The organism is Vibrio sp. 1S139 (genome assembly GCF_041439475.1).
Lineage (GTDB): Bacteria > Pseudomonadota > Gammaproteobacteria > Enterobacterales > Vibrionaceae > Vibrio > Vibrio crassostreae_C.
On record NZ_JBGOOD010000022.1, the window covers coordinates 16,683 to 38,073 of the forward strand.

The 21,391-nt window shown below is 45.0% G+C and carries 17 protein-coding genes; 9 read left to right on the top strand and 8 right to left on the bottom strand.

Annotated elements, in window-relative coordinates:
* Window positions 1-5: 5 nt before the first annotated feature.
* The 4 genes from ACED46_RS09555 to yghU all read right to left on the bottom strand — a co-directional run bounded on the left by ACED46_RS09555 (window position 6) and on the right by yghU (window position 4,040).
* Window positions 6-803 (bottom strand): metal ABC transporter permease, encoded by a 798-nt coding sequence (locus ACED46_RS09555; RefSeq protein ID WP_216606112.1) that lies wholly within the window; start codon window positions 801-803, stop codon window positions 6-8.
* Window positions 804-805: 2 nt separating this feature from the next.
* Window positions 806-1,711 carry a metal ABC transporter solute-binding protein, Zn/Mn family gene (locus ACED46_RS09560; protein ID WP_371721344.1) on the bottom strand — a complete coding sequence of 302 codons (906 nt, stop codon included), beginning with the start codon at window positions 1,709-1,711 and terminating at the stop codon, window positions 806-808.
* Between the two features lie 16 nt (window positions 1,712-1,727).
* On the bottom strand, window positions 1,728-2,864 hold the full coding sequence (locus tag ACED46_RS09565; protein ID WP_081089983.1) for a hypothetical protein: 1,137 nt from the start codon (window positions 2,862-2,864) through the stop codon (window positions 1,728-1,730).
* 318 nt (window positions 2,865-3,182) lie between these two features.
* Window positions 3,183-4,040 (bottom strand): glutathione-dependent disulfide-bond oxidoreductase, encoded by an 858-nt coding sequence (gene yghU, locus ACED46_RS09570; protein WP_017067033.1) that lies wholly within the window; start codon window positions 4,038-4,040, stop codon window positions 3,183-3,185.
* Between the two features lie 284 nt (window positions 4,041-4,324).
* Between yghU and ACED46_RS09575 the strand changes: the two genes are divergently transcribed.
* Complete coding sequence (locus tag ACED46_RS09575) at window positions 4,325-4,669, top strand: YajD family HNH nuclease (RefSeq protein WP_017060876.1); 345 nt, start codon at window positions 4,325-4,327, stop codon at window positions 4,667-4,669.
* 180 nt (window positions 4,670-4,849) lie between these two features.
* Here the strand turns inward: ACED46_RS09575 and ACED46_RS09580 are convergent, their stop codons facing one another.
* Window positions 4,850-5,230, bottom strand: a complete 381-nt coding sequence (locus tag ACED46_RS09580; RefSeq protein ID WP_371721345.1) for an NADH:ubiquinone oxidoreductase — start codon at window positions 5,228-5,230, stop codon at window positions 4,850-4,852.
* A gap of 594 nt (window positions 5,231-5,824) precedes the next feature.
* Between ACED46_RS09580 and ACED46_RS09585 the strand changes: the two genes are divergently transcribed.
* From ACED46_RS09585 to ACED46_RS09595, 3 genes are all read left to right on the top strand, one after another.
* Window positions 5,825-7,063 carry an OFA family MFS transporter gene (locus ACED46_RS09585; RefSeq protein WP_371721346.1) on the top strand — a complete coding sequence of 413 codons (1,239 nt, stop codon included), beginning with the start codon at window positions 5,825-5,827 and terminating at the stop codon, window positions 7,061-7,063.
* A gap of 57 nt (window positions 7,064-7,120) precedes the next feature.
* Window positions 7,121-8,785 carry a VRR-NUC domain-containing protein gene (locus ACED46_RS09590; protein WP_371721347.1) on the top strand — a complete coding sequence of 555 codons (1,665 nt, stop codon included), beginning with the start codon at window positions 7,121-7,123 and terminating at the stop codon, window positions 8,783-8,785.
* A 222-nt stretch (window positions 8,786-9,007) separates the two neighbouring features.
* Window positions 9,008-11,362, top strand: coding sequence for a fatty acid cis/trans isomerase (locus tag ACED46_RS09595; RefSeq protein WP_371721348.1), 2,355 nt, complete (start codon window positions 9,008-9,010; stop codon window positions 11,360-11,362).
* Window positions 11,363-11,463: 101 nt separating this feature from the next.
* On the opposite strand, the gene ACED46_RS09600 is transcribed toward ACED46_RS09595, so the two are convergent.
* Window positions 11,464-12,402, bottom strand: coding sequence for a LysR family transcriptional regulator (locus ACED46_RS09600; protein ID WP_017071124.1), 939 nt, complete (start codon window positions 12,400-12,402; stop codon window positions 11,464-11,466).
* A gap of 93 nt (window positions 12,403-12,495) precedes the next feature.
* Between ACED46_RS09600 and ACED46_RS09605 the strand changes: the two genes are divergently transcribed.
* Genes ACED46_RS09605 through ACED46_RS09615 form a run of 3 tightly spaced genes read left to right on the top strand, consistent with a single transcriptional unit; the run spans window position 12,496 to window position 16,536 of the window.
* Entirely contained in the window at window positions 12,496-13,821 is a 1,326-nt protein-coding gene (locus ACED46_RS09605; RefSeq protein WP_017064775.1) for a cytosine permease, read from the top strand.
* 5 nt (window positions 13,822-13,826) lie between these two features.
* Entirely contained in the window at window positions 13,827-14,951 is a 1,125-nt protein-coding gene (locus ACED46_RS09610) for a DUF917 domain-containing protein (protein WP_017064776.1), read from the top strand.
* Window positions 14,952-14,955: 4 nt separating this feature from the next.
* On the top strand, window positions 14,956-16,536 hold the full coding sequence (locus tag ACED46_RS09615) for a hydantoinase/oxoprolinase N-terminal domain-containing protein (protein WP_371721349.1): 1,581 nt from the start codon (window positions 14,956-14,958) through the stop codon (window positions 16,534-16,536).
* Between the two features lie 135 nt (window positions 16,537-16,671).
* On the opposite strand, the gene torS is transcribed toward ACED46_RS09615, so the two are convergent.
* The gene (gene torS / locus ACED46_RS09620; RefSeq protein ID WP_371721350.1) at window positions 16,672-19,677 is read right to left on the bottom strand and encodes a TMAO reductase system sensor histidine kinase/response regulator TorS; all 3,006 of its coding nucleotides are present in this window, start codon (window positions 19,675-19,677) and stop codon (window positions 16,672-16,674) included.
* Between the two features lie 64 nt (window positions 19,678-19,741).
* Window positions 19,742-19,906 (bottom strand): hypothetical protein, encoded by a 165-nt coding sequence (locus ACED46_RS09625; RefSeq protein WP_017060886.1) that lies wholly within the window; start codon window positions 19,904-19,906, stop codon window positions 19,742-19,744.
* On the opposite strand from ACED46_RS09625, the gene torT reads away from it, so the two are divergent.
* Window positions 19,851-20,798: a TMAO reductase system periplasmic protein TorT gene (gene torT, locus ACED46_RS09630; RefSeq protein ID WP_240798932.1), complete on the top strand. Its 948-nt coding sequence runs from the start codon at window positions 19,851-19,853 to the stop codon at window positions 20,796-20,798. The genes ACED46_RS09625 and torT overlap by 56 nt on opposite strands.
* Before the next feature lie 60 nt (window positions 20,799-20,858).
* The gene (locus tag ACED46_RS09635; RefSeq protein ID WP_371721351.1) at window positions 20,859-21,314 is read left to right on the top strand and encodes a methylglyoxal synthase; all 456 of its coding nucleotides are present in this window, start codon (window positions 20,859-20,861) and stop codon (window positions 21,312-21,314) included.
* Window positions 21,315-21,391 lie beyond the last annotated feature (77 nt).

Sequence of the window (21,391 nt, forward strand, 5' to 3'; positions counted from 1 at the left end):
TTTTCCTAACCACAAGCTCGTGTCGAACTATCAGTACAAGTGCTTCTAATCAACTTCATCACAATATTAAACATCACCCCCACCAAAAACAGTGTGATGACAATGCTGGCGCCACTTGGCAAATCGTAATAAGCCGACACTGCTAAGCCCGATAAAATACCGATAGTGCCAATCCCGATACTCGCGATAAAGAAGCGAACGCCTTTATACGCAGCTGCACATAACGCAGGTATCACCAGTAACGCAAACTCCAAATATATCCCAGTCAGCTTTACGGTGATCGGCATCAAAATAGCGAAGATAAGATAAAAGCCACTTCCCTGCATAAATTCAGGCTTTACGCTAATCAACACCAACATCGCGGTCGTGATTATTGCCAATGGCCAGACATCATCCCAGGTAGACCACAATAGCTGCCCGTTGAGAATGCCTTGAATAAAATCGGCGCCATGAGGATCTTTGCTGACCAATAGAATCGCTAATGAAGCCGATACCACAAACAAACTTCCTATCATTGGTTCTAAGTGTTGTTTGTAACGCTTTTCCATTAACGCAATTAATCCGCATAGCAACAATGACATGACCCACGGGCCAATCATCTCTGCAAACCAAGAGCCGCTAAACTGTGCATATCGGCTCAACCAATAGTGACTCAAAGCGGCGCCAAGGGCAGCCACTTGCGCAACAGCGAGATCAATAAAGATGATCTGGCGCTTGAGGACTTGCTCCCCAAGCACAATGTTGCCGACTAATGCAATTAATCCACACAATACCGCAGGTGCCAACCAACCATATTCATTCAACATTATGATCTCGTTGATGTGTCTGGGTTAACGAGCGTTCTAAGCAATTCATCAATGACTTGATCGTACATTTGGTCAAGGCTCTGACCTTCTGTAACCGTCAATGGTAGCTGTATCGTAGGCTTGTTGATTTGCTGGTTAAGCCAATTAGCAGGACGTTGGTCTTGGTGTGATGAATACACAATCGCATCAAACGAAGCAGGATCCAACTTGGTCAATGACTGTAAATGTGACGTAGTCGGTGATATCCCAGGCTTAGGTTCTAAATCAGCAATTTTCGCCATATCTAACCAGTCAAAGAGGTAACGATATGTAGCATGATACCCGACCACTTTTTTACCTTGTAACAGCTCTGCTTTCGTTTCCCACTCTGCCAATTTATTACGCCAGTTGGCACGAAACTTTATGCCATTTCGCATGTAGATATGTGCATTGTCAGGATCAAGCAGTTGTAAACGCTTGGTAACTTCTCTCGATATAGGAATCATATATTCAGCAGCAAACTGAACATGTGGGTTTCCGTGAGCATGGATGTCTCCCATGCTTCGATCGACATGGTCATGGGTATCAAGCATACCTACCATATCGCTCGCGTATAACATGGTGGGCGCGCTATCTTGAACCGCAGGATTACCACTGCGTACTTGCAGCATTGGTAACCAGCCTACTTCTAATTCAGACCCTGAACACATTGCCATATCTGCTTGACGCATTTTGGCAATAAGTGATGGTCTTGCTTGAACATAGTGCGGGTCTTGCTTAGCCGTAGTCGCCGAATAGATGTTGGCATCAGGAGCGTGACTATGAACAAGAGCTTGCCATTCAGGCTCACAAACGAAAATATTCAACGCCATTGCAGACGAAGATGCCATTATAGATGAGGATACAATGGCAACACCTGTTGCCATTGTAAGTAGGAGTTTCCTAGAATGCATGAGCACCGTGCGCCCCAAAGGTCATCACATACTGAAGGGTAAATACGTTATCTGTCTCTTTACTTTGGTTTTCAACGCGAGAGTATTGCGCTCTAACTGTACCAAAATGAGATGAATCCCAAGCGATCATTGCATCTGCTTCTTTGTCGTTCATTGCAGTAAAGTGCATGTGGTCACCATGTGCGTGTCCATCATAGCTTTCTGCTTCACCGTAACGCAGGCCAGCAGACCAGCTTGGGCTAAATCGGTAGACACCCGAGACATAGTAGCCTGCTAGTGTATCTGGTGATTCTGCGTCATTTTTGAATTTGTCATCGACGATGCCATCTAACAACATGTATTCAGCAGCAAGCGTGAAGTTTTGGTATTTGTAGTTACCGTTTGGAGCCCACTTCCATACAAAGTCAGCACCGTATAAGTTTGAGCCCGTTACCGCCGCGCCGTGGCTATGATCGTGGTCGTGGTCATGCCCGTGATCATGCTCTCCAAACTCACGAACTTTACCGTTTTCATTTCGTAAGTAGCTCAAACCAAACTGCCAGCTTGATGACTCTGAAAAGTCGTCACCTAGCTTAAGAGTTGTAGTGTAAACACCAACGTCAGAGCCATCATCAACAGACGACATCTTACTACCACTTAGCGCTTCAACACCGAACTTCACATACAGATCTGTAGGAAGAACGATGTTTGCACGAACACCATCATCGTAATAATGAGAGCCTAAAAATGTACGGTAAGCAGCAGGACGCTCAACAAAGCTATCGGTATGCATATGTTGGTTATTTAGGTAGCCGAAATCAGACAAGAAACGACCACCTCGAATGCTTAAACCGTAAGGCATCGTCAGTGTTTCAATGAAAGCTTCTTCGAGCAGTAATTCAGTCTCATCATCGTGAGTTTCAATAACCGTAGTCAAAGAGCCATAAAACTTATCATCGATATTCGCAGACATGTTCAGTTCTGTATGACCAAGACCAAAGCCTTCGCCGCGCTCTGAGTTATTACGTTGACCGTCTTGATAATACCCATCAAGAACGACACCAATTTGAGGGTTCGACAACGTGTCGGCAAAAACAGGGGAAACGAGAATGCTACCAACCGCTAGAGAAACCAATTTTTTATTCACAACTTTTTCCTTTCTAAGATACATCACCAATTAACTTATTGTTATGCTATAACATTACAATAAATAGTTAATCGTTGAAATGTAACAAAGTATGAAATAACTCTAATAACAGGGCATTAAATAGGGCAAAAGCCATTAATATTCAACCACATAAACAAAAACAGCAATTGACAAGTGAAAGCGAATAGTAACGGTATTTATCGAAAGACTGATATAAGGAAGGAATGATTCGATGGAACAAAAAACTAGAGTTTGAGTTAACGTTGGCCGCTAAAACAAACTCTAGGGATACTGGTGTCGACTATCGTTTTAAAATCACTACGGGCGTAGCTTTAAAACTCGATCAATGTCTTCCGCAGAGTGGCGCTCTGGTACTTGCTCCCACTCTTCGCCAAATGAACGGTTAACCACTCGGCCGCGTTGGAAGCCTTCGCGCGCTTCTAGTTGCTTCGCCCAGCGCACAACGTTGGTGTAAGACTCAACTTGTAGAAATTCGGCTGCGTCGTAAATTTTGCCAAGTACTAAGTTACCGTACCAAGGCCAAATCGCGATATCTGCAATAGACAGCTCTTCACCCGCAACGAAAGTGCTGTTAGCAAGTTGCTTGTCTAACACATCTAGTTGACGCTTAGCTTCCATTGCGAAGCGGTTAATTGGGTACTCTTGCTTTTCATCCGCGTAAGCGTAGAAGTGACCAAAACCACCACCTAGGAATGGCGCAGAACCTTGTGCCCAGAACAACCAGTTAATGGTTTGTGTTCTTGCTGCCCCTTTTTTTGGTAAGAAGTGACCAAATTTTTCTGCTAGATGCATCAAGATAGATGCCGATTCGAATACATTCACGTCTTCGTCACCAGACTTGTCGACAAGTGCTGGTATTTTGGAGTTTGGATTCACGCCAACAAAGCCAGAAGAGAACTGATCAGCCTCACCAATGTTGATCAAGTACGCATCATATTCAGCTTCTTTAACACCCGCCGCTAACAACTCTTCCAGCAAGATAGTGACTTTTTGACCGTTAGGTGTGCCAAGAGAATACAATTGAAAAGCATGGTCACCAACAGGAAGCTCTTTATCAAAGCGAGCTCCAGATTCAGGACTATTGATGTTTGCCCACTTGTTACCACCAGCAGTATCGTTAACCCAAACTTTTGGCGGAGTGTATTGTTCTGACATGATATTTCCTTATTAATATAGGGTCTCACAAACTGATATTAGGTCACATGCCTGCGGTTAAAACCCCTGAATACGATTTATTTTCAAACTGTTAAGCATGGCTTATTCCAGAAAGACATAACCCGCTTAAGCGTTAGTGTGTAGAAGGTAAGTCTGTATTCAAACTTCAATCTAATATCGATAAGTCCACTGCATCATTTAGCAATGATTTTACGAACGACATACCGACAGCTTCAAGAAAGCTGTGATAAAATCGGGGTATTACAATTGATAAGGATTTGGCAATGTCTTCTGATTTCACAGGTTCGAGTGCAGCGTATGCTCGCCAAGAGAAAGGCTACCGCGAAAAAGCACTAAAACTGTACCCTTGGGTTTGTGGTAAATGTGCGCGCGAATTTGTTTACTCAAACCTCCGAGAGCTTACCGTTCACCACGTGGATCACGACCATACAAACAACCCTGAAGATGGCAGCAACTGGGAGCTACTGTGCCTGTACTGTCACGATCATGAGCATTCAAAATACACTGACCATGAGCGTTATGGTGTGGATGCAAAAGCGAGTTTAGATGATCATCAGTCAGCGACACACAACCCGTTCGCCGATCTCGCTAAGATGATGAAGAAATAACACACCTTCAGAGTAGTCTTTGGTAGATGGTAACTGCTAGATAATAGATACATAACAAGTAACCCCAGTATGTCACCATACTGGGGTTTCTTTTATCTGCCGTCATAACCAAATAATAGAGTTCAGGTAGGCAGGATCAAAAAAGCCTTCCGAAGAAGGCTTTTTAAGAATCAAATCGAATTATGCTGCCGCTTGCTTGCGAGACTCTTCTACCTTCTTAGCGCGTTGTTTTAGCGTCAATTTATCGCGGTATGCAAACCAAACGTAAGACACAACCACTAAGAAGAACAGGTATGACAATGAGAAAATGAACGGCGATTGAATGATATCGTTCGAGATACCCCAAGAAACACCGATAACAGTCACTGCAATTTTCGTAAAAAAGCCACACATCAATAGCACTAATGCCAACTGTGGGAAACGCGTACTGCGGAATGCAAGCCAGTAGCAACTACCAACTGCTAGAGCCGCAACATAGAAGCCGAATAGGAAAGAGTGAATATGGTCAGCTGCCGCTACACCACCAGAAATTGACATCAATAAAATTAAAAACAGTTTCATAATACTCGCCTCACCATAAGTTGGAAACGCATCCTTTCAAATTTGGAATCTCAGTTTGCATACTATTTTCCCACTTTTTACGGACAACACAACCCCTCCAATCGAACAAAATGTAAGCAAAAGTACTAACAAAAATCACCCTTAACAATTGCTTAACATTCTGTTTTTAATAAAACTCCGTTACTCCTTGTCTCATATGAACAAAGCGCTGTTACGATTTATTTTGTTACACAAATTTAACCTTGGAAATTAATTAAAATTATTTGTAACTCTGTGATATCCGCACGCAATACGCGTCTATTCAAAAACCATCACCTCAAAATCCCTGAAATAATAAGAAGACAGAGCGAAAAAGAACAAAATAGAGAGGTGTTAAAAACATTTCAAAAACCAATGAAAAACAACTTATTAACAAATTGAATTTAATTTACCAAAAATGGAAAAAGAGATTCCAATCACATTTTAATTGGTTATAATCCGCGCTCTTTTGCGCTATCTGTTGATAAACGCAAACTAATTTTGAAGAAACAATCACAATAACCCGTCTTTAGTTAAGTGGCTCTCCACTAACCGATGACAAAACTGAGAATAAAAATGAGCAAGATTGATAAAGCAACACGTATCCTGCTAGCAGGCTTCTGTATCAACCTTTGTCTTGGCATCCTGTATGCTTGGAGTGTATTTAACAAAGCGCTAGTAACTGAAGCTGGTTGGAGTGCTGCTGAAGCATCTTCACCTTACGCTATTGCAACTATCACATTCTCTGTTTGTCTTCTTGTTGCGGGCATCCTACAAGACCGTATGGGTCCACGTAAGATCCTTATCCTAGGTACAGCGCTTACAGGCCTAGGTATGATTGCTTCTGGTTTCGCTACAACGCCTATGATGCTGAACATCACGTTCGGTATTATAACAGGTGCAGGTATCGGCTTCGGTTACGCATGTCTGTCTCCATCAGCAATGAAGTGGTTCCACTCTTCTAAGAAAGGTATGGTTAACGGTCTTATCGCAGCAGGCTTCGGTCTTGCGGCTATTTACCTAGCACCAGTAACTTCTGCGCTAATCGACAGCATGGGTATCCAAACTAGCTTTATGATTCTTGGTGTTGGTGTACTTGCAATCGCAGTACCTCTAGCAGCAACAATCAACAACCCACCAGCGGATTACACGCCAGCTGAGCCTAAAGTAAAAGCAGGCCAAGCTCCTAAAGCGGTTAAGAAGACTGAAGACCTTACTTGGAAAGTAATGCTGAAGACTCCTCAGTTCTACTCTCTATGGATCATGTACGCATTCGCTGCATCTGTTGGTCTAATGATCATCGGTAACATCACTACAATTGCTAGCGTTCAAGCTAACCTGCCAAACGCAGTTTACCTAGCGTCTATCCTTGCAGTATTCAACTCAGGCGGCCGTGTTGCTGCGGGTATGCTTGCAGATAAAATCGGTGGCGTACGTACTCTACTTCTAGCGTTCATCCTTCAAGGCGCGAACATGGCTCTATTCGCTACGTTCAACTCTGAATTCACGCTAATCATTGGTACGGCTATCGCAGCGGTTGGTTACGGTACGCTTCTAGCAGTATTCCCAACACTAACTGCTGAGTTCTACGGCCTGAAAAACTACGGTACTAACTACGGCGTGCTTTACACGGCATGGGGTATCGGCGGCGCTATCGGTGCAGCAGTTGTTGGCTTCTCAATGTCAAACGGCGAAGGTTACGGCCTAGCTTACACAATCTCTGCAGTTATGATGGCAGTGTGTATTGTTCTAGCAATCATCACTAAACCAATCTCTGAAGCTAAAATTGCAGAACTAAAAGCATCACAAGCTTAACCAACAGAAAAGATTGAATTTGTTACTGAAGAGCTTAACCTTAGGGTTAGGCTCTTTTTGTATCAAGCGACTTCTCCATTGACGACCGAAACCACTCTTCAGCTCTCCCCCACTTATTATCTCGACAACTTCAATCGACTGGTTGAACACGCTCAAACGCTCTACCCCGATCTTCTGAGTGATGATGAATGTCGTTGGTTGTCCGCATACAAACGTCTTTCTGTTTCAAGCCAATGCCTAATGGTTCGTTTGCTTTCTCGTAAAGGCCGTTGGTTTCGCAGCGATAAACTCAACTATGTTGAGATCCCAGATCTAAAGACCGAACTGCAAGAGCTAAACAGCTCAGGCTTCATTGGGTTGAGTCATCCCGAAGAACAGCATGACCTCGCCATTAGTGAGGTCGAGCTCGGGTTGCACTTGCTCACCAAACCAGAGCTGTTGAGTGTATTCCCCGCCCTTAAGAGCCATAGAAATGCCAAGAAAGACGAGCTGTTGTTACGGCTTGATCAGCAACCTTTTGATCAATTTCAAAACCTCTCTTTCGACTGTATTTACGTCATCGAATCTCAAGTGATTGATGTATTACTGTTGCTGTTCTTTGCCAACACCTATCAAGACTTAAGTCAGTTCGTGTTAAGCGACCTTGGGCTAAACACCTTTGAGAACTACCCATTAAGCAAGCAACGCCGCTTCTTCACCTCTAGGGATCAGCTCAATCAATTAATCCAGATGCGCGATATTCAACGCTTGTATTCAGAAGGTGACCGCAAAGATGGCGAGTTTCTGGAACTGATTTTAAATGCGATTCCTGAAGAATCAGAACACAGAAGTATTACCAGAAAACGATCGCGTTTGATCAATGATGTTGCTCGCGATCTTGAAAGGCTTAATCTAAACGACCAAGCAATCTTTTGGTTCAGACAATCTACACTTCCTCCGAGCAGAGAACGACTTGCACGCATCTATGATAAGCAAGGTACGCTAGACTTAATGTGTGACATTGTCACGCAAATGAAAGCTACTCCATCGGATGTGTCAGAGTTGGAAATCGCTATTAAGCTTGAAGACCGGCTGCTACGGAAACAGGGGCACAAAGTTTCACGAACCATAAAGCCGAGCTGCAAAGAGTTAAAACTGGAATTAGACCTCAGCCAAACTCGAGTCGAGCTTGCGGTAAAGCAGCATTTTGAGAACCAAGGTTGGGACGTCTATTTTTCAGAAAACAGTTTTCTGTGTGGCTTGTTTGGTTTGGCTTTCTGGGATGTCATTTTCGCAGACGTTGAAGGCGCCTTTATCAATCGTTACCAACATCGACCATTGGATCTGTACCATTCAGATTTCGTAGACAAGCGAGCCGAACAGATTGAAGCCGTGTTTCAGACGATATCCAAACATGGGCTGAACCATTTTCTTGATACTTACGATGAAAAGCAAGGTATCGCGAACCCCTTTGTTCATTGGAATTATTTTCCTAAGGCACTCATCGAACATGGCATGGCTTCAATTCCAAATGCCTTGGTTGTAGACCTCTTCAAAGTGATATTGAGTGACTTAAAGCTATTTAGAACTGGGATGCCGGATTTGATTGCGTTCAAGGGCGATGAGTTTCATTGGATTGAAGTCAAAGGCCCTGGCGATAAACTGCAAGACAACCAGTGGCGCTGGATCAAAGAGTTTGAGCGATTGTCTGTCCCCTTCTCTGTTTGTTACGTCAATCAATGAGTCTTAGCTCTTAACTCTTAACTCTTAACTCTTAACTGCTAGCTTTTAGCTCTTGGGACTTAAATCTAGCTAAGTCTAAACACCAATTTCTGAGCACTAGCGAGTGACGCGCATCGACAAGTCACTCGTCCCATCAAGATCTTGTCTACAAAATTGTTAGAACATGAGCATTTTCAATCATTTTCGATATAATTATAGAAAATGCCTAATATTTAAATACGTATGAATTTGAAAAAACTCTTCATTTTAGCTTTTGTTAGCGTCTTCTCAGGTTGTGCCGTCTACGCGGGTTTAAACTTCGACGAACTGTTTGGTGAACAACAAGTACGCGATCGCCAAGCACCTATTCTTTCAGCTCAAGCGCAGCACTTCATTGACGAAGTAAAGCCCATCATTGATAACCGATGCGTGGTTTGTCACGCTTGTTATGACGCCCCTTGCCAACTCAAAATGTCTTCCGTGGAAGGTATAGACCGAGGCGCGAGCAAGGCACTCGTTTATCAAGGCACCCGCTTAACGGCATCAGCCCCTACTCGCTTGTTTGAAGATGCTTTAACCACGCAAGAGTGGCGCGATGCGGATTTTCATCCTGTCCTCAATGAGCGTATGCAGAACTCAACGGCTAACCTCGATGCTGGTCTTGTTTCTCGTATGTTGATCCAGAAAGAGAATCACCCTCTGCCCGATCAAACCCAGCTTGAAGGTTTCGACTTTTCAATCGATCGCGACCAACAGTGCCCAACCATTGAAGAATACGCTCAATACGAGAGAGATTACCCAACTTGGGGAATGCCTTATGGGATGCCAAACTTAGACAAAACCGAATACGCGACTTTAATGAGTTGGTTGGAAAATGGCGCGTTAATGAACGACCACATTCCATTGACTGATGCAGAACAAGAGCTCGTTAATGTCTACGAAAGCTTTTTAAACAAGAGTGACAATAAGAGTCAACTTTCAGCACGTTACATCTACGAGCACCTGTTTTTATCTCATGTCTATTTTTCTGGTTTAGCTCAGCCAACACGCTTCTTCACTGTTGTTCGCTCTGCAACACCACCAGGTGAAGCGGTACAGCGCATCACGACTCGTCGCCCTTATGACGATCCAAAAGTAGACCGTGTTTACTACCGTCTGATTCCAGAACAAGGCACTATCGTCGACAAAACGCACATGCCTTTCGCACTTAATAAAGAGCGTCTACAAAAGTGGAATACCTGGTTTGTCGACGTAAATTACGAAGTAAAACAACTACCTAGTTACGACATCGATGTTTCAGCTAACCCAATGACTTCGTTTGAAGCACTGCCAGTAAACTCGCGCTTCAACTTCATGTTAGATAACGCGCAAAACACCATCATGGCCTATATCAAAGGACCTGTGTGTCGTGGTCAACTTGCCTTGAACGTAATTAACGACCGTTTTTGGGTTTTCTTCATTGATCCAGAGAAAGCCGATTTACCAGAAATAAACGCTTTCTACGCTAGCCAGAAGAAAAACTTAAAACTACCTAGCGAGCTAAAAAGTAACACCGTACCAGCGACTAACTGGGTACGTTACTCTAAGCAACAGGCTCGATACCTAAATGCGAAATCAGACTTCACCAACCAATGGTTCGATAGTGGCGTGAACCTAGACACCGGTATAATTTGGTATGGCGATGGCATCAACCAAAATGCCGCTCTCACCATCTTTAGACACTTCGATAGCGCTTCTGTTGTACAAGGGTTAGTTGGCACGCAACCTAAGACTGCGTGGATTCTTGATTATGCTCTTCTAGAGCGTATTCATTATCTTCTCGTTGCAGGCTTCGATGTTTACGGCAACTTTGGCCACCAGCTGATTACACGCATGTTCATGGACTTCTTGCGTCTTGAAGGTGAGAGTAACTTCTTAAGCCTTCTTCCTAAAGACGTTCGTCACATTAAACACTCTAGTTGGTACCAGAACCAAAGCGCACAACTGAGTGACTATTTGCAGCGAAACATTGCACCTTTTGATCAGCCGACCAGCGTGGTTTACAAAACGGCGGATCCGAAACACGAACTGCTTGATATGATCAAAGATAAGCTCGCACCTGTTCTCGATAATCGCTTTGAGATTGTTGAAACAGGTTTTGGTAGGAAGAATGAAGCACTGCTTAACCAAGTGAATTTGATAAAGGGCGAAGGCCTGCGTCATGTGCCTCAATTAGTGATGATCATGATTGAAGGCGAAAACGGCGAAGAGCAACTGTTCACCATGATTCACAATAACGCGCACAGCAACATTTCTAGCTTGTTTAATGAAGAAGGTAACCGTGATTACGCCAATGATGACCTTACCCTCGTACGAGGCGTTGTCGGTAGCTACCCTGCGGCTTACCTATCATTAACCGAGAGCGAGATTCCTACTCTGGTTAAAACGCTGCAAAACTTAAGCACAGAAGAAGACTACGTGGCGCTGCTAGATAAGTTTGCGGTACGACGCAGTTCTAGCGAGTTCTGGCCATTCAGTGATCGCGTGCATCGTTGGTATCAACAAGACCAACCGATCGAGTTCGGATTGTTGGATTACAACCGCTTCGAGAACCGTTAGTTTTCACTCATAAAGCATAAAAGCAAAAATCCTCTGTCTTGGCAGAGGATTTTTTGTATATGAGAAAGTATCTTAAGTGCTATTGAGAAGCGACGAGTTCTCTATATTGAATCCGATGCTTCCGGTTGGTGTAGCTCATCAAAAAACGCACGCGCGGCGGGGGAAAGGGAATCTACAGGTTGCTTCAACACCACATAAAACTGACTCTTAAGGCTCCACTTCTCGGGCTGAAGCGGAATCAAGGCTTGGTCATAATGGCCACGGTCGATTAAATGAGACGGTAAAAAACTCAGGTGTGTGCCCGCCAAGGTTAAAATTACACCCGACTCGACATGCCAGCCATCAAAAGGCTTTACGGAATCGTACTGCTCAATATTCAGTAATCGGAACATCTCATCTTTGGCATAGCCGCCCATGTTGATACGACAGCCATCCAATGAGAAATCCTTGTCCATGATCTTCTCAGCCAGATCCTTACGCGCATACAGATAACTGTGCTCTTCAAACAGTGGGTATTTATGTTGAAACGCTGATTTTTGATGTGACCCTAGAACCACTATCATCATATCAATCTGGTTCTTTGCTAACTTCTCATTCAACTGGGTGAAATCCCCGACATCAACACTCACCTCAACACTGTTACTGCGTTGGTAAAACGTCTCGATCGCTTTGGGAAGTGGGTTATAAGGCAAAGTGACGGTGTTATCCAAACATCCAATTCGCACATGCCCAGAGAGTTCCGTCTGTACACCTCGTAACTTATAAGCGAAGTCGGTTAAGGTCGATTTTAGTTGGTTCGCATATTTATACACTTGCTCACCTTCATGAGTCAGCTTAAAACCACGTCGACCACGTTGGCATAATGTTAATTCTAAGCTTTTTTCCAAGGCAATAAGCTGATTACTCAGCACTGGTTGACTAATCCCAGTGCTTGCGACCGCCTGATTGATGCCTCCTTGTTCAACAATTTCACAAAAAAGCTCTAATCTACGTAGGTCTCTTTTATCTAACTTATTGTTTGGATTCACTTTGCCACTCACATTTGTTTTTTGTTATGTTTACATCTGATTATATTCATTTATTAACAATAAATACATCAGTATGCTTTATTCACACTTATGGAATAACAATGCATGGATGGCACTATGGCGGCAGAAGCTTACGTGAATAAACCCGAAGCAACACACAGCCACAAAAAGATAGATGACTTCGAGTTGGAACCCGTTCCCGAGAAGGCCAAACGATCTTGGTGGGTCATCAGCCTTATTTGGTTGGCAATCGGCATCGACATTTCGGGACTGTTTCTCGGCTCGATTCTAAGCAGCGGTATTGGTTTTGAAGACGCACTGCTTGCCACGTTTATTGGTTCAGGCTTATTGGCGATCATCGCGATGCTGTGTGCCAACATTGGCTTTCAAGCTGGCGTGTCTACCCCGCTGGTGAGCAGCGCGGTATTTGGCCGTAACGGCGGTAAAATTCTTGGCTTCATCAACGGCATCTCATTAGTCGGCTGGTTCGCATTCCAGGCTGATTTCTTCGCTTTCATCATGGTCGATGCACTGGCGAAATACGACATCATAATTTCACACCTCACCGCTCTTATTGGCGGCAGTGTGTTAATGATGATGACGGCTATCTATGGCGTTCGTGCTTTAGGCAAACTCAGTACCTATTCTGTTCCATTGATGGTGACGTTGATTACCATCGGTTTGTTTATGGCTGCTGATTATCAAGGTGGCGCAGCGCCATCGATTGAAGATCCTTTGACGCTTGGCCAAGCCATCTCTTTTGTTATGTCTATCTGGATTCTAGCTGCGGTTGCTGCACCTGATATTGCTCGCTACGCCAAAACACGCCGTGATGCGATTTTAGGAGCGGGTATCGGTTTCCTCGTCGGCAACAGTGCCATCATTCTTATCGCATTGATCTTGACCAAAATGACCGGCACCGACGACCTAGTCGAAGTCTTCTTCACCCTAGGTTTAGGCATGGCGGCCATTATAGTACTGGTATTCGCACAATGGACCACCAACAGTAGCAACCTAACCTCTGGCGGCTTATGCATGTCGATGGTTCTACCTAAGATTCCGCGCCCTGTTCTGGTTGTGATCATGACCATCGTCGGCATTGGTATCGCTCAACTCGGCATGGTGAACAAGTTTACCGACTTCTTAATGCTACTCAGCGTAACCATTGCGCCTGCTGCGGGTGTCTACATCGTTCAATATTATGTTTTAGATTCGACAAAAATGAGCTTTGAGAACATCCAACAAGTTCCAGCTTGGATGTTTAAAGGCTTGGCTTCTTGGGCATTTGGTACTGCATTCAGCGCTTGTACTGCACCAGAGTTTTTCAACCTGTTTTCGTTCACCAGCATCTCGGCGTTAGACGGCATTCTTGCCGCTGGTGTGATTTACCTCGCCCTAATGAAGCTTTCTCCTTCAAGTGATAAGGAATAGTAGTTGTGATTATTACTGAACAAATGATTGATGATATCGCGCTGGGTGCGACGGTATTAGGTACTGGCGGCGGCGGTGACCCATACAGCGGTGCCTTGATGGCGAAAGTAGCCATTGCAACGGCAAAGCACCCTGTACGCATGATTCCTTTAGAAGACGTGCAAGACGATTGGATGACAGTGCCCTCTTCAATGATTGGCGCACCAACAGTCGCAGTAGAGAAACTCAATTCGAAAGATCAAATGTTGATTGCTTTCGAAGCGATGGAAAAAGCGCTCGGCACTGAAGTAGCGGCAACGTTTCCTATCGAAGTAGGCGGCTTCAATTCATTGATTCCAATTCTCGTTGCAGCACAAAAGAACATTCCTGTGATCGATTGTGATGCGATGGGACGTGCGTTCCCAGAAGCTCAGATGGTGACCTTCTTTCTTGATGGTCTCCCTTCGGCACCGAACACATTGGCCGATGAGCGTGGCAATGTCGTCACGCTTTATCCGATTGACGGTATTTGGTCTGAAAAGTTTGCGAGGCCGATTACCGAACAGATGGGTGGCTCTGCAGCAATGTGCGATTACCCAATGAACGGTAAGAACCTAAAACGCAGTGCACTGCCTGCGACACTGACCCAAGCAATGAAGATTGGTGAAGCGATTAGACTGGCGAACGACAACAATAAAAGTGGCACACAGGCCGTATTAGACATTGTCGGCGGCCATACCATCATCAGTGGCAAGATTGTTGATATTCAACGTGAAACCGATGGTGGTTTTGCAACAGGTGGTGTCGTGATTGAAAAGCTGGCTCAGTTTGAAGATACCGGCGTCGATAACGTGTTTGTGCAGTTCCAAAACGAATTACTTCTCGCGCACAAAGGTACAAGCCGCGCAGACATGAGCCAAGATAACCTGCTGGCATCAACACCGGATCTTATTTCGATCTTGGATCATGAAACCGGCAAGCCAATCACAACCGAACAACTTCGTTACGGGCAGCGCATCGACCTTATCGCCTACCCTTGCGACCCCAAATGGCGCACTGACAAAGGTATTGAAGTCGCGGGCCCGGGTTACTTTGGCTACACCGTCGAGTATCAAACCATTGAACAATTAAAGTCTGCATTGAAGAGGTAGTAGCATGACAAACATTACGCTTGATTACTGCCGTTTGGGCATTGACGTAGGTGGCACCAATACCGACGGTGTGCTGCTCGACGCAGACTTAAATGTGATTGCCAAAGTAAAAACCGCAACCACACATGATGTTTCAACAGGGATCGACAACGCGATTTCTGCGCTATTAAACCAAGCAAACATTGATGGTCAGCAAGTGAAACACGCGATGCTTGGCACGACTCAATGCACCAACGCAATCGTTGAACGAAAAGGCTTAGACAGAGTCGGCATGATTCGCTTAGCGCTTCCCAGTGGTGATAGCGTCCCGCCCCTTTGTGGTTGGAGTGAAGCGTGGCAAAACCTGCTTGGTCAGCACTTCTACCAAGCACACGGCGGCTATGAATATGACGGCCAGTTGATTGCCGACATTCAAGAGTCTGAGATCCGCGAGCTTTGCCAGAAAATGAAAGGCCAAGTGGATTCCATTGCTATCTGCGGAGTGTTCTCTCCCGTCAACGGCGACCAGGAGCTTCAAGCAGCAGAATGGATTCAACAAGAACTTCCGGGCGTGAACCTATCGTTATCCCATAAAGTGGGCAGTTTAGGGCTTTTAGAGCGTGAGAACGCCACTATCCTCAATGCGGCTCTGCAAGGGACAGCAAAACGATTCGTTGACGGCTTTTGCAGTGCACTCATCAATCATGAAATCCACACCACGCCTTATTTCGGTCAGAACGACGGAACACTGATGTCACAGCAGTTCGCATTGATGTACCCGATTCTCACCGTGGCTTGTGGGCCAACAAACTCGATTCGTGGAGCGAGTCACTTAACTAAGTTAAAAGACGCGATTGTGGTCGATGTGGGCGGCACTACGTCTGATATCGGCGTACTGACTCACGGCTACCCAAGAGAATCGAGCTTAGCAGTAGAAATCGGTGAAGTGAGAACCAACTTCCGTATGCCTGATATTTTGGCGTTAGCCATTGGTGGTGGTACCAAGGTTCGCTTTGAACAGCAGCGTATCGAGCTAGGCCCAGAAAGTGTTGGCCATACCTTGACGCAAACGGCGCGTAGCTTTGGTGGTGATGAACTTACGCTCACCGATATTGCACTCAAAACAGGACAAATGCAGTGGCAGGCAGAACATCAACTGAGTGATGAGATTGGTGTTTCAGCCGAACAAGCAAGCAAGATTTATCAACAAATGGTCACGGATGTTGAAGAAGGCATCGATAAGATGAAGACCTCTGCGGCGAGTGTACCCGTAATCATGGTTGGTGGTGGTAGTGCCCTATTCCCAGATCATTTTGAAGGTGTGAGCCAAGTGGTTCGTCCTGAGCACTTTGAAGTGGCTAATGCGATTGGTGTTGCGTTGGGTGAAATATCAGGTCAATTCGATAAGATCATACCGATTGACCCAGCATCACGTGAAGAGACCTTAAAGGGCTTGGAAGCGCAATCAAAGCAACTGGCGATTGAAGCTGGCGCATGCAGCGATAATGTCGCGATCATTGAACGCAGCGAGATTCCATTAAGCTACCTACAAGGCAATATGGTTCACGTTAAGATCAAAGCTGCTGGACATATCAAGATGGCTTAGAGCCGTTCCTTGAAAGCCTTACTTAGATTCTTATTCGACAATAAAAAAGCAGGTCACTTCTTCATATTAAAACGGAGAAATAGCCTGCTTTTTGTTTTCTGTTCTTATTTTGGGGCTTTCCGCCCAATAGCCACTCTATAGTTGCTCTCGGAGCGCTGCTAACGAGTCTTTCACCAATTCAGGTAATGAGTCTGCATTATCGCGATATTGAAGTAATGGATCCTCGCTCGCTTCAATGCTCTGGCATAAAGCAAACAGTGCAGATAATCCTAGGCTGCCGGCAGACCCTTTCAGTTTATGAGCTAAAGACTTAATTTCACGAGCGTTGTCAGCGGCACTTGCCACAATCAGTTCATCGAGAGTGACTTGGCTGCTTTGGTCAAACAACCCAACAATCTGCACTATTTTTTCTCGACCGAGAATGGCCAAGTCGTCTTTGATAATCTTAGGGGTAATCATCTGCACAATCGGTTCTCCTTGATTATGTTCCGCGTCTTGGTTTGCTCGTTGTGTCGAGCTTGCAAATGCCAATGCTGATAAGTCTAGCTCGGTTTCCTGAGGTTTAGAGTTTAGCTGACAGCAAACAGCATCTGACGGATCCGGCTGAGGCAGCAACAGCGTGTGACCGTCCAACTGCTCAACAATCAATTCCGATAATGCTTCCTTCTCTAACGGCTTAGGTAAGAATCCATCAAAGCCAGACGACAAATAGCTTTCCACTTCTTCGTTAAACACATGAGCCGATACTGCGATCATTGGGGGTACTTTTCGAATTACGTCTTCTTCACTTTTATGCTGAAGCGCATCGTCTTTGAGTTGTTGAATTAACTCGACGCCATCGCAGTCGGGTAAGTTAATGTCCACCAGCGCAATATCGAACTCTTGCTCACTGAATATGGCTCTCGCTTCTTGTCCGGTTGTCGCAATCACAACCTCGTGCCCCAAGTTATGCAAGAAGCCTTCAGCAACGATGCAGTTTACGGGGTTATCTTCAATCAGAAGTACTTTAGCTCGAATACACGCTTCAATGACCGGTACTTTCGTTTCTATCTTCTCACCGGCTTCAAGTGGCAGTGAGAACCAAAACTGGCTACCCTCGCCTTCTTCAGAATGAACGCCAATATCCCCGTTCATTGCCAACATGATGCTTTTACTGATCGCTAATCCAAGCCCTGTGCCGCCGGTTTTGTTGCGACCGCTATCGGTTTGGGTAAAGGCATCAAACAGACAAGCTTGTTCGCTAGCATCAATACCGACACCTGTATCTGACACTTCAAACATCACTCGATTTTCATCTTCGATATCTAAGCTGATAAAGATATCGACCGAGCCACTTTCCGTAAACTTAATCGCGTTACCGACCAAATTATTCAAGATTTGGCTGATTCGCGTTACGTCACCACGCCAATAGCGTTGCACATCACTTTCAATATGGAAATCAAAGTTCAGCTTCTTCTCAGCGGCACGCCCTTCCATCAATTGGTAGGTATCTTGAACCATCTGATGAAGATCAAACGAAGCAGTGCGGATTTCTAAATGCCCTGCTTCAATCTTTGAGTAATCCAACACGTCATTCAAAATCGCGAGTAGGTTCTTACCGCTGCGGTTAATGATGTCTGCATAGCCGGATTGCAGCGGGTCTAACCCGGTATCTTTGAGCAATCTTGCAGTACCTAATACACCGTTCATCGGCGTTCGTATTTCATGACTCATCGTCGCAAGGAAAGCGGATTTTGCGCGGCTTGCTTGTTCTGCGGCGTTACGAGCCTTAGCGTGGTTCCCTACCTCGATGTTCAGCTTCTCATTGGTCTTTTGCAGCTGGTAGGTTCGGTCTGTGACCAACTCTTCTAAGTGTTCTTTGTGCTCTTCAAGTTCGCGTTTCGCCTTTGCTTCACCCACCGCAACCACTTGTAGCGCCTGCGCGGTGTTTCTGGCAGTGATGATCGCCTCGCCCATATGAGCCAGCTCATCATTACCCTTTACCGAGATATCAATATTCAGGCGACCTTGTGCGATAGACATCAAGGCCGATGAGTATTCAGTAAGACGTTTAACAACCGAGATATACACCACTCGCCACACGATAAATGCAACAATAACCAAACCAATAACCGAAATCACAGACAGTGACCATTGAGCCAAATTCAACGTGCTGGTCAGCTCATCAACCGCTTTTTTGGTACTGCGGTTTGAATCATCAACCAGTTGGTTAACCGTTGTATTCAGCTGAGAGAACAGCTCCAACGTATTTTGCATCAGAAACTCTGACTTTTTGGTGTTCTCATATTGTTCTAATGAAATATCGAACACGACTTGGCGTTTTCTGAGCTCTTCTAGAAGCTGAGACATCTGCGCTGAACGAGTAGGATCTTCGACCGCTTTAACGCGGCGCGCCATGATTCTTAGGTTGGATTCAAATTCTGATTGGATTTGATGAATACGCTCTACGTTGGTAACGGTTTGCGTTTCTTCAATTTGGTTAAGCATTTTGAACGCCAGCAAATGCAATTCGTGTAGGCGCTCAGACAAATCAAGGTCAACCTCTACAAGCGCATCTAAGGCTTGGTAGGCTTTATCCGTTTCTTTGGTTTCTAGCAGGTCATAGATATGCGTGACGTTAGCAACCGCAATGGTAGCCGTGTTCAAAACTTGGGTTCGCGTCAACTGCTCTAGCTCTTCGGCCAATAGGCGCATCTCTTCGACACGAGACGACAACTCTTTGCTTAACCAAAGCTTACGCTCAACCGACACACCCAACTCAGCCAGTGTGTTAATAACGCTTTGAACATTGTTTTCGAGTTTATTGAGGAGCTGAGAATCGAAACTGTCGACACCAAGCTCTTTGATATGTTGAAGAAGCGACTCAAGTTGGTCAAACAGTACGGTGCCAGCCTCTTTTCTTTCGGCCTCGTTTCTCGCATTAGAAAGTGTTTGTACTGACGAAATAATACGGTTACTCAACTCAGAAACCTGACGAGCTTCGATCATGGCAGGAAGCGCCGAATCAACGACGTTTCTTTCCGTTTTGGCTACAAAGCTAAAACCAGAAACACCGATCAATGCAGACAATAGAACCAACAGTGCCATCACTAAGAATGAGGCCAGCAGCTTGCGTCCAATACTCGCTGAAGCTAACAACATAAACTCTAAACCTTAAAACGTTCTTCTTTACCCATGCAGAATACGCTATATTTTGCAGTGTTTCTTATCTAAAACCAACAAAACGGCAATTCATGCTATCTAGACCTTTCGCTTCAATAATTCTTCTCTCACTACTGGCCTCAGTAACTACTGTCGCAGGTGCTAGTGAGCCTTTGAGCCCAATAAAGCCCGCCAATGCCACATCACAAAAAGAGAAAATCTGTGCCATTTATCCGCACCTCAAAGACTCTTATTGGTTGTCGGTAAACTATGGAATGATCTCTGAAGCAGAAAAGCAGCAAGTTGAGCTAAGAGTATTGGAAGCTGGCGGTTACCCCAACGTGGCCAAACAAGCCTCGCAACTGGTGCTTTGCACGCAATGGGGAGCCGATGCCATTATTTTAGGTACGGTTTCACCCGATGCGTATCATGACAATCTCAGCGATTGGGTTGGCTCGACGCCTGTGTTTGCTACGGTAAATGAGTTAACCGTCAATGAAGAACAACAGAAGGTATTAAAAGGTACGGTCGGTGTCGATTGGTACCAAATGGGATACCAAGTCGGAGATTTTTTGTCGAAACGACACCCGAAAGGATCAGGCGAAACACCTATCGCCCTGTTACTTGGTCCACAAGCAAGTGGCGGCACTAAGCCTGTGGCACTGGGGTTTTATGATGCGATCAAGTCGAGTGATATCAAAATCGCGATCAGCTATTGGGCAGATAACGATAAAGAACTGCAAAGAAACCTAGTACAACAGGTGATCGAGGAGCCGGATATCCAATATATAGTCGGAAGTGCCGTCGCGATTGAAGCAGCGATCAGTGAGCTACGAGCGGCCGATAAAACCGAAGAGATTGGGTTAATTTCGAGTTACTTAAGTCACGGAACCTACCGTGGTTTACTTCGTAACAAGGTACTTTTTGCGCCAACCGATAAAATGGTTGAGCAAGGTCGCTTGTCGGTAAAACAAGCCACGAGTTACTTACGCGGTCAACCTTACGAGCAACACAGCGCACCGATTATCGAAGCGCTGACACCTGCAACTCTCAAAGATCAAATTATCGCCGACTCATTGTCACCTTCTGAGTTTCGTCCGGTATTCAGTGTGAATCCTTAGTGCTATATTGGCTGAAGAACTCAAAACAATAAAAACGAAACAACAATTTAGGGAACATTCATGCAAAAAACGACGCGCACTATGCCAACACATAAGCATATCGCTTTGGTCGCTCATGACCACTTCAAACCTGAGCTACTAAGATGGGTCAAAGAGAACAAAGAAAAACTACAAAAGCACTTCCTTTACGCAACGGGCACGACTGGTTCTTTACTAATTAAAGAGACAGACTTAGCAATCAAGAGCATGATCAGCGGCCCTATGGGCGGTGACCAACAACTTGGCGCGCTTATCTCTGAAGGCAAGATCGATATGCTGATTTTCTTCTGGGATCCACTTAATGCTGTACCACATGACCCAGACGTAAAAGCACTGCTTCGTATCGCAAGTGTTTGGAACATTCCTGTGGCCACTAACCGCGCTACCGCTAATTTCTTGTTTAACTCTTCACTGCTTGAAGAAGAAGTAATCATCGAGATCCCAGACTACGAAGCGTACCTAGCTGAGCGCACGTAATCGCACGTTAAATGTGCTCTCTACTGAACAGACTAAAAAGCCTGCATTTTATCGCAGGCTTTTTTATGTCTCGTTTT

Bases quoted from the DNA above. Each gene is read 5' to 3' on its own strand.
- ACED46_RS09560 (WP_371721344.1), bottom strand. From the start codon at position 1,711: ATGGCAACAGGTGTTGCCATTGTATCCTCATCTATAATGGCATCTTCG.
- ACED46_RS09595 (WP_371721348.1), top strand. From the start codon at position 9,008: ATGAATTTGAAAAAACTCTTCATTTTAGCTTTTGTTAGCGTCTTCTCA.
- ACED46_RS09580 (WP_371721345.1), bottom strand. From the start codon at position 5,230: ATGAAACTGTTTTTAATTTTATTGATGTCAATTTCTGGTGGTGTAGCG.
- yghU (WP_017067033.1), bottom strand. From the start codon at position 4,040: ATGTCAGAACAATACACTCCGCCAAAAGTTTGGGTTAACGATACTGCT.
- ACED46_RS09615 (WP_371721349.1), top strand. From the start codon at position 14,956: ATGACAAACATTACGCTTGATTACTGCCGTTTGGGCATTGACGTAGGT.
- ACED46_RS09605 (WP_017064775.1), top strand. From the start codon at position 12,496: ATGGATGGCACTATGGCGGCAGAAGCTTACGTGAATAAACCCGAAGCA.
- ACED46_RS09575 (WP_017060876.1), top strand. From the start codon at position 4,325: ATGTCTTCTGATTTCACAGGTTCGAGTGCAGCGTATGCTCGCCAAGAG.
- ACED46_RS09625 (WP_017060886.1), bottom strand. From the start codon at position 19,906: ATGGCACAGATTTTCTCTTTTTGTGATGTGGCATTGGCGGGCTTTATT.
- ACED46_RS09635 (WP_371721351.1), top strand. From the start codon at position 20,859: ATGCAAAAAACGACGCGCACTATGCCAACACATAAGCATATCGCTTTG.
- torS (WP_371721350.1), bottom strand. From the start codon at position 19,677: ATGTTGTTAGCTTCAGCGAGTATTGGACGCAAGCTGCTGGCCTCATTC.
- ACED46_RS09585 (WP_371721346.1), top strand. From the start codon at position 5,825: ATGAGCAAGATTGATAAAGCAACACGTATCCTGCTAGCAGGCTTCTGT.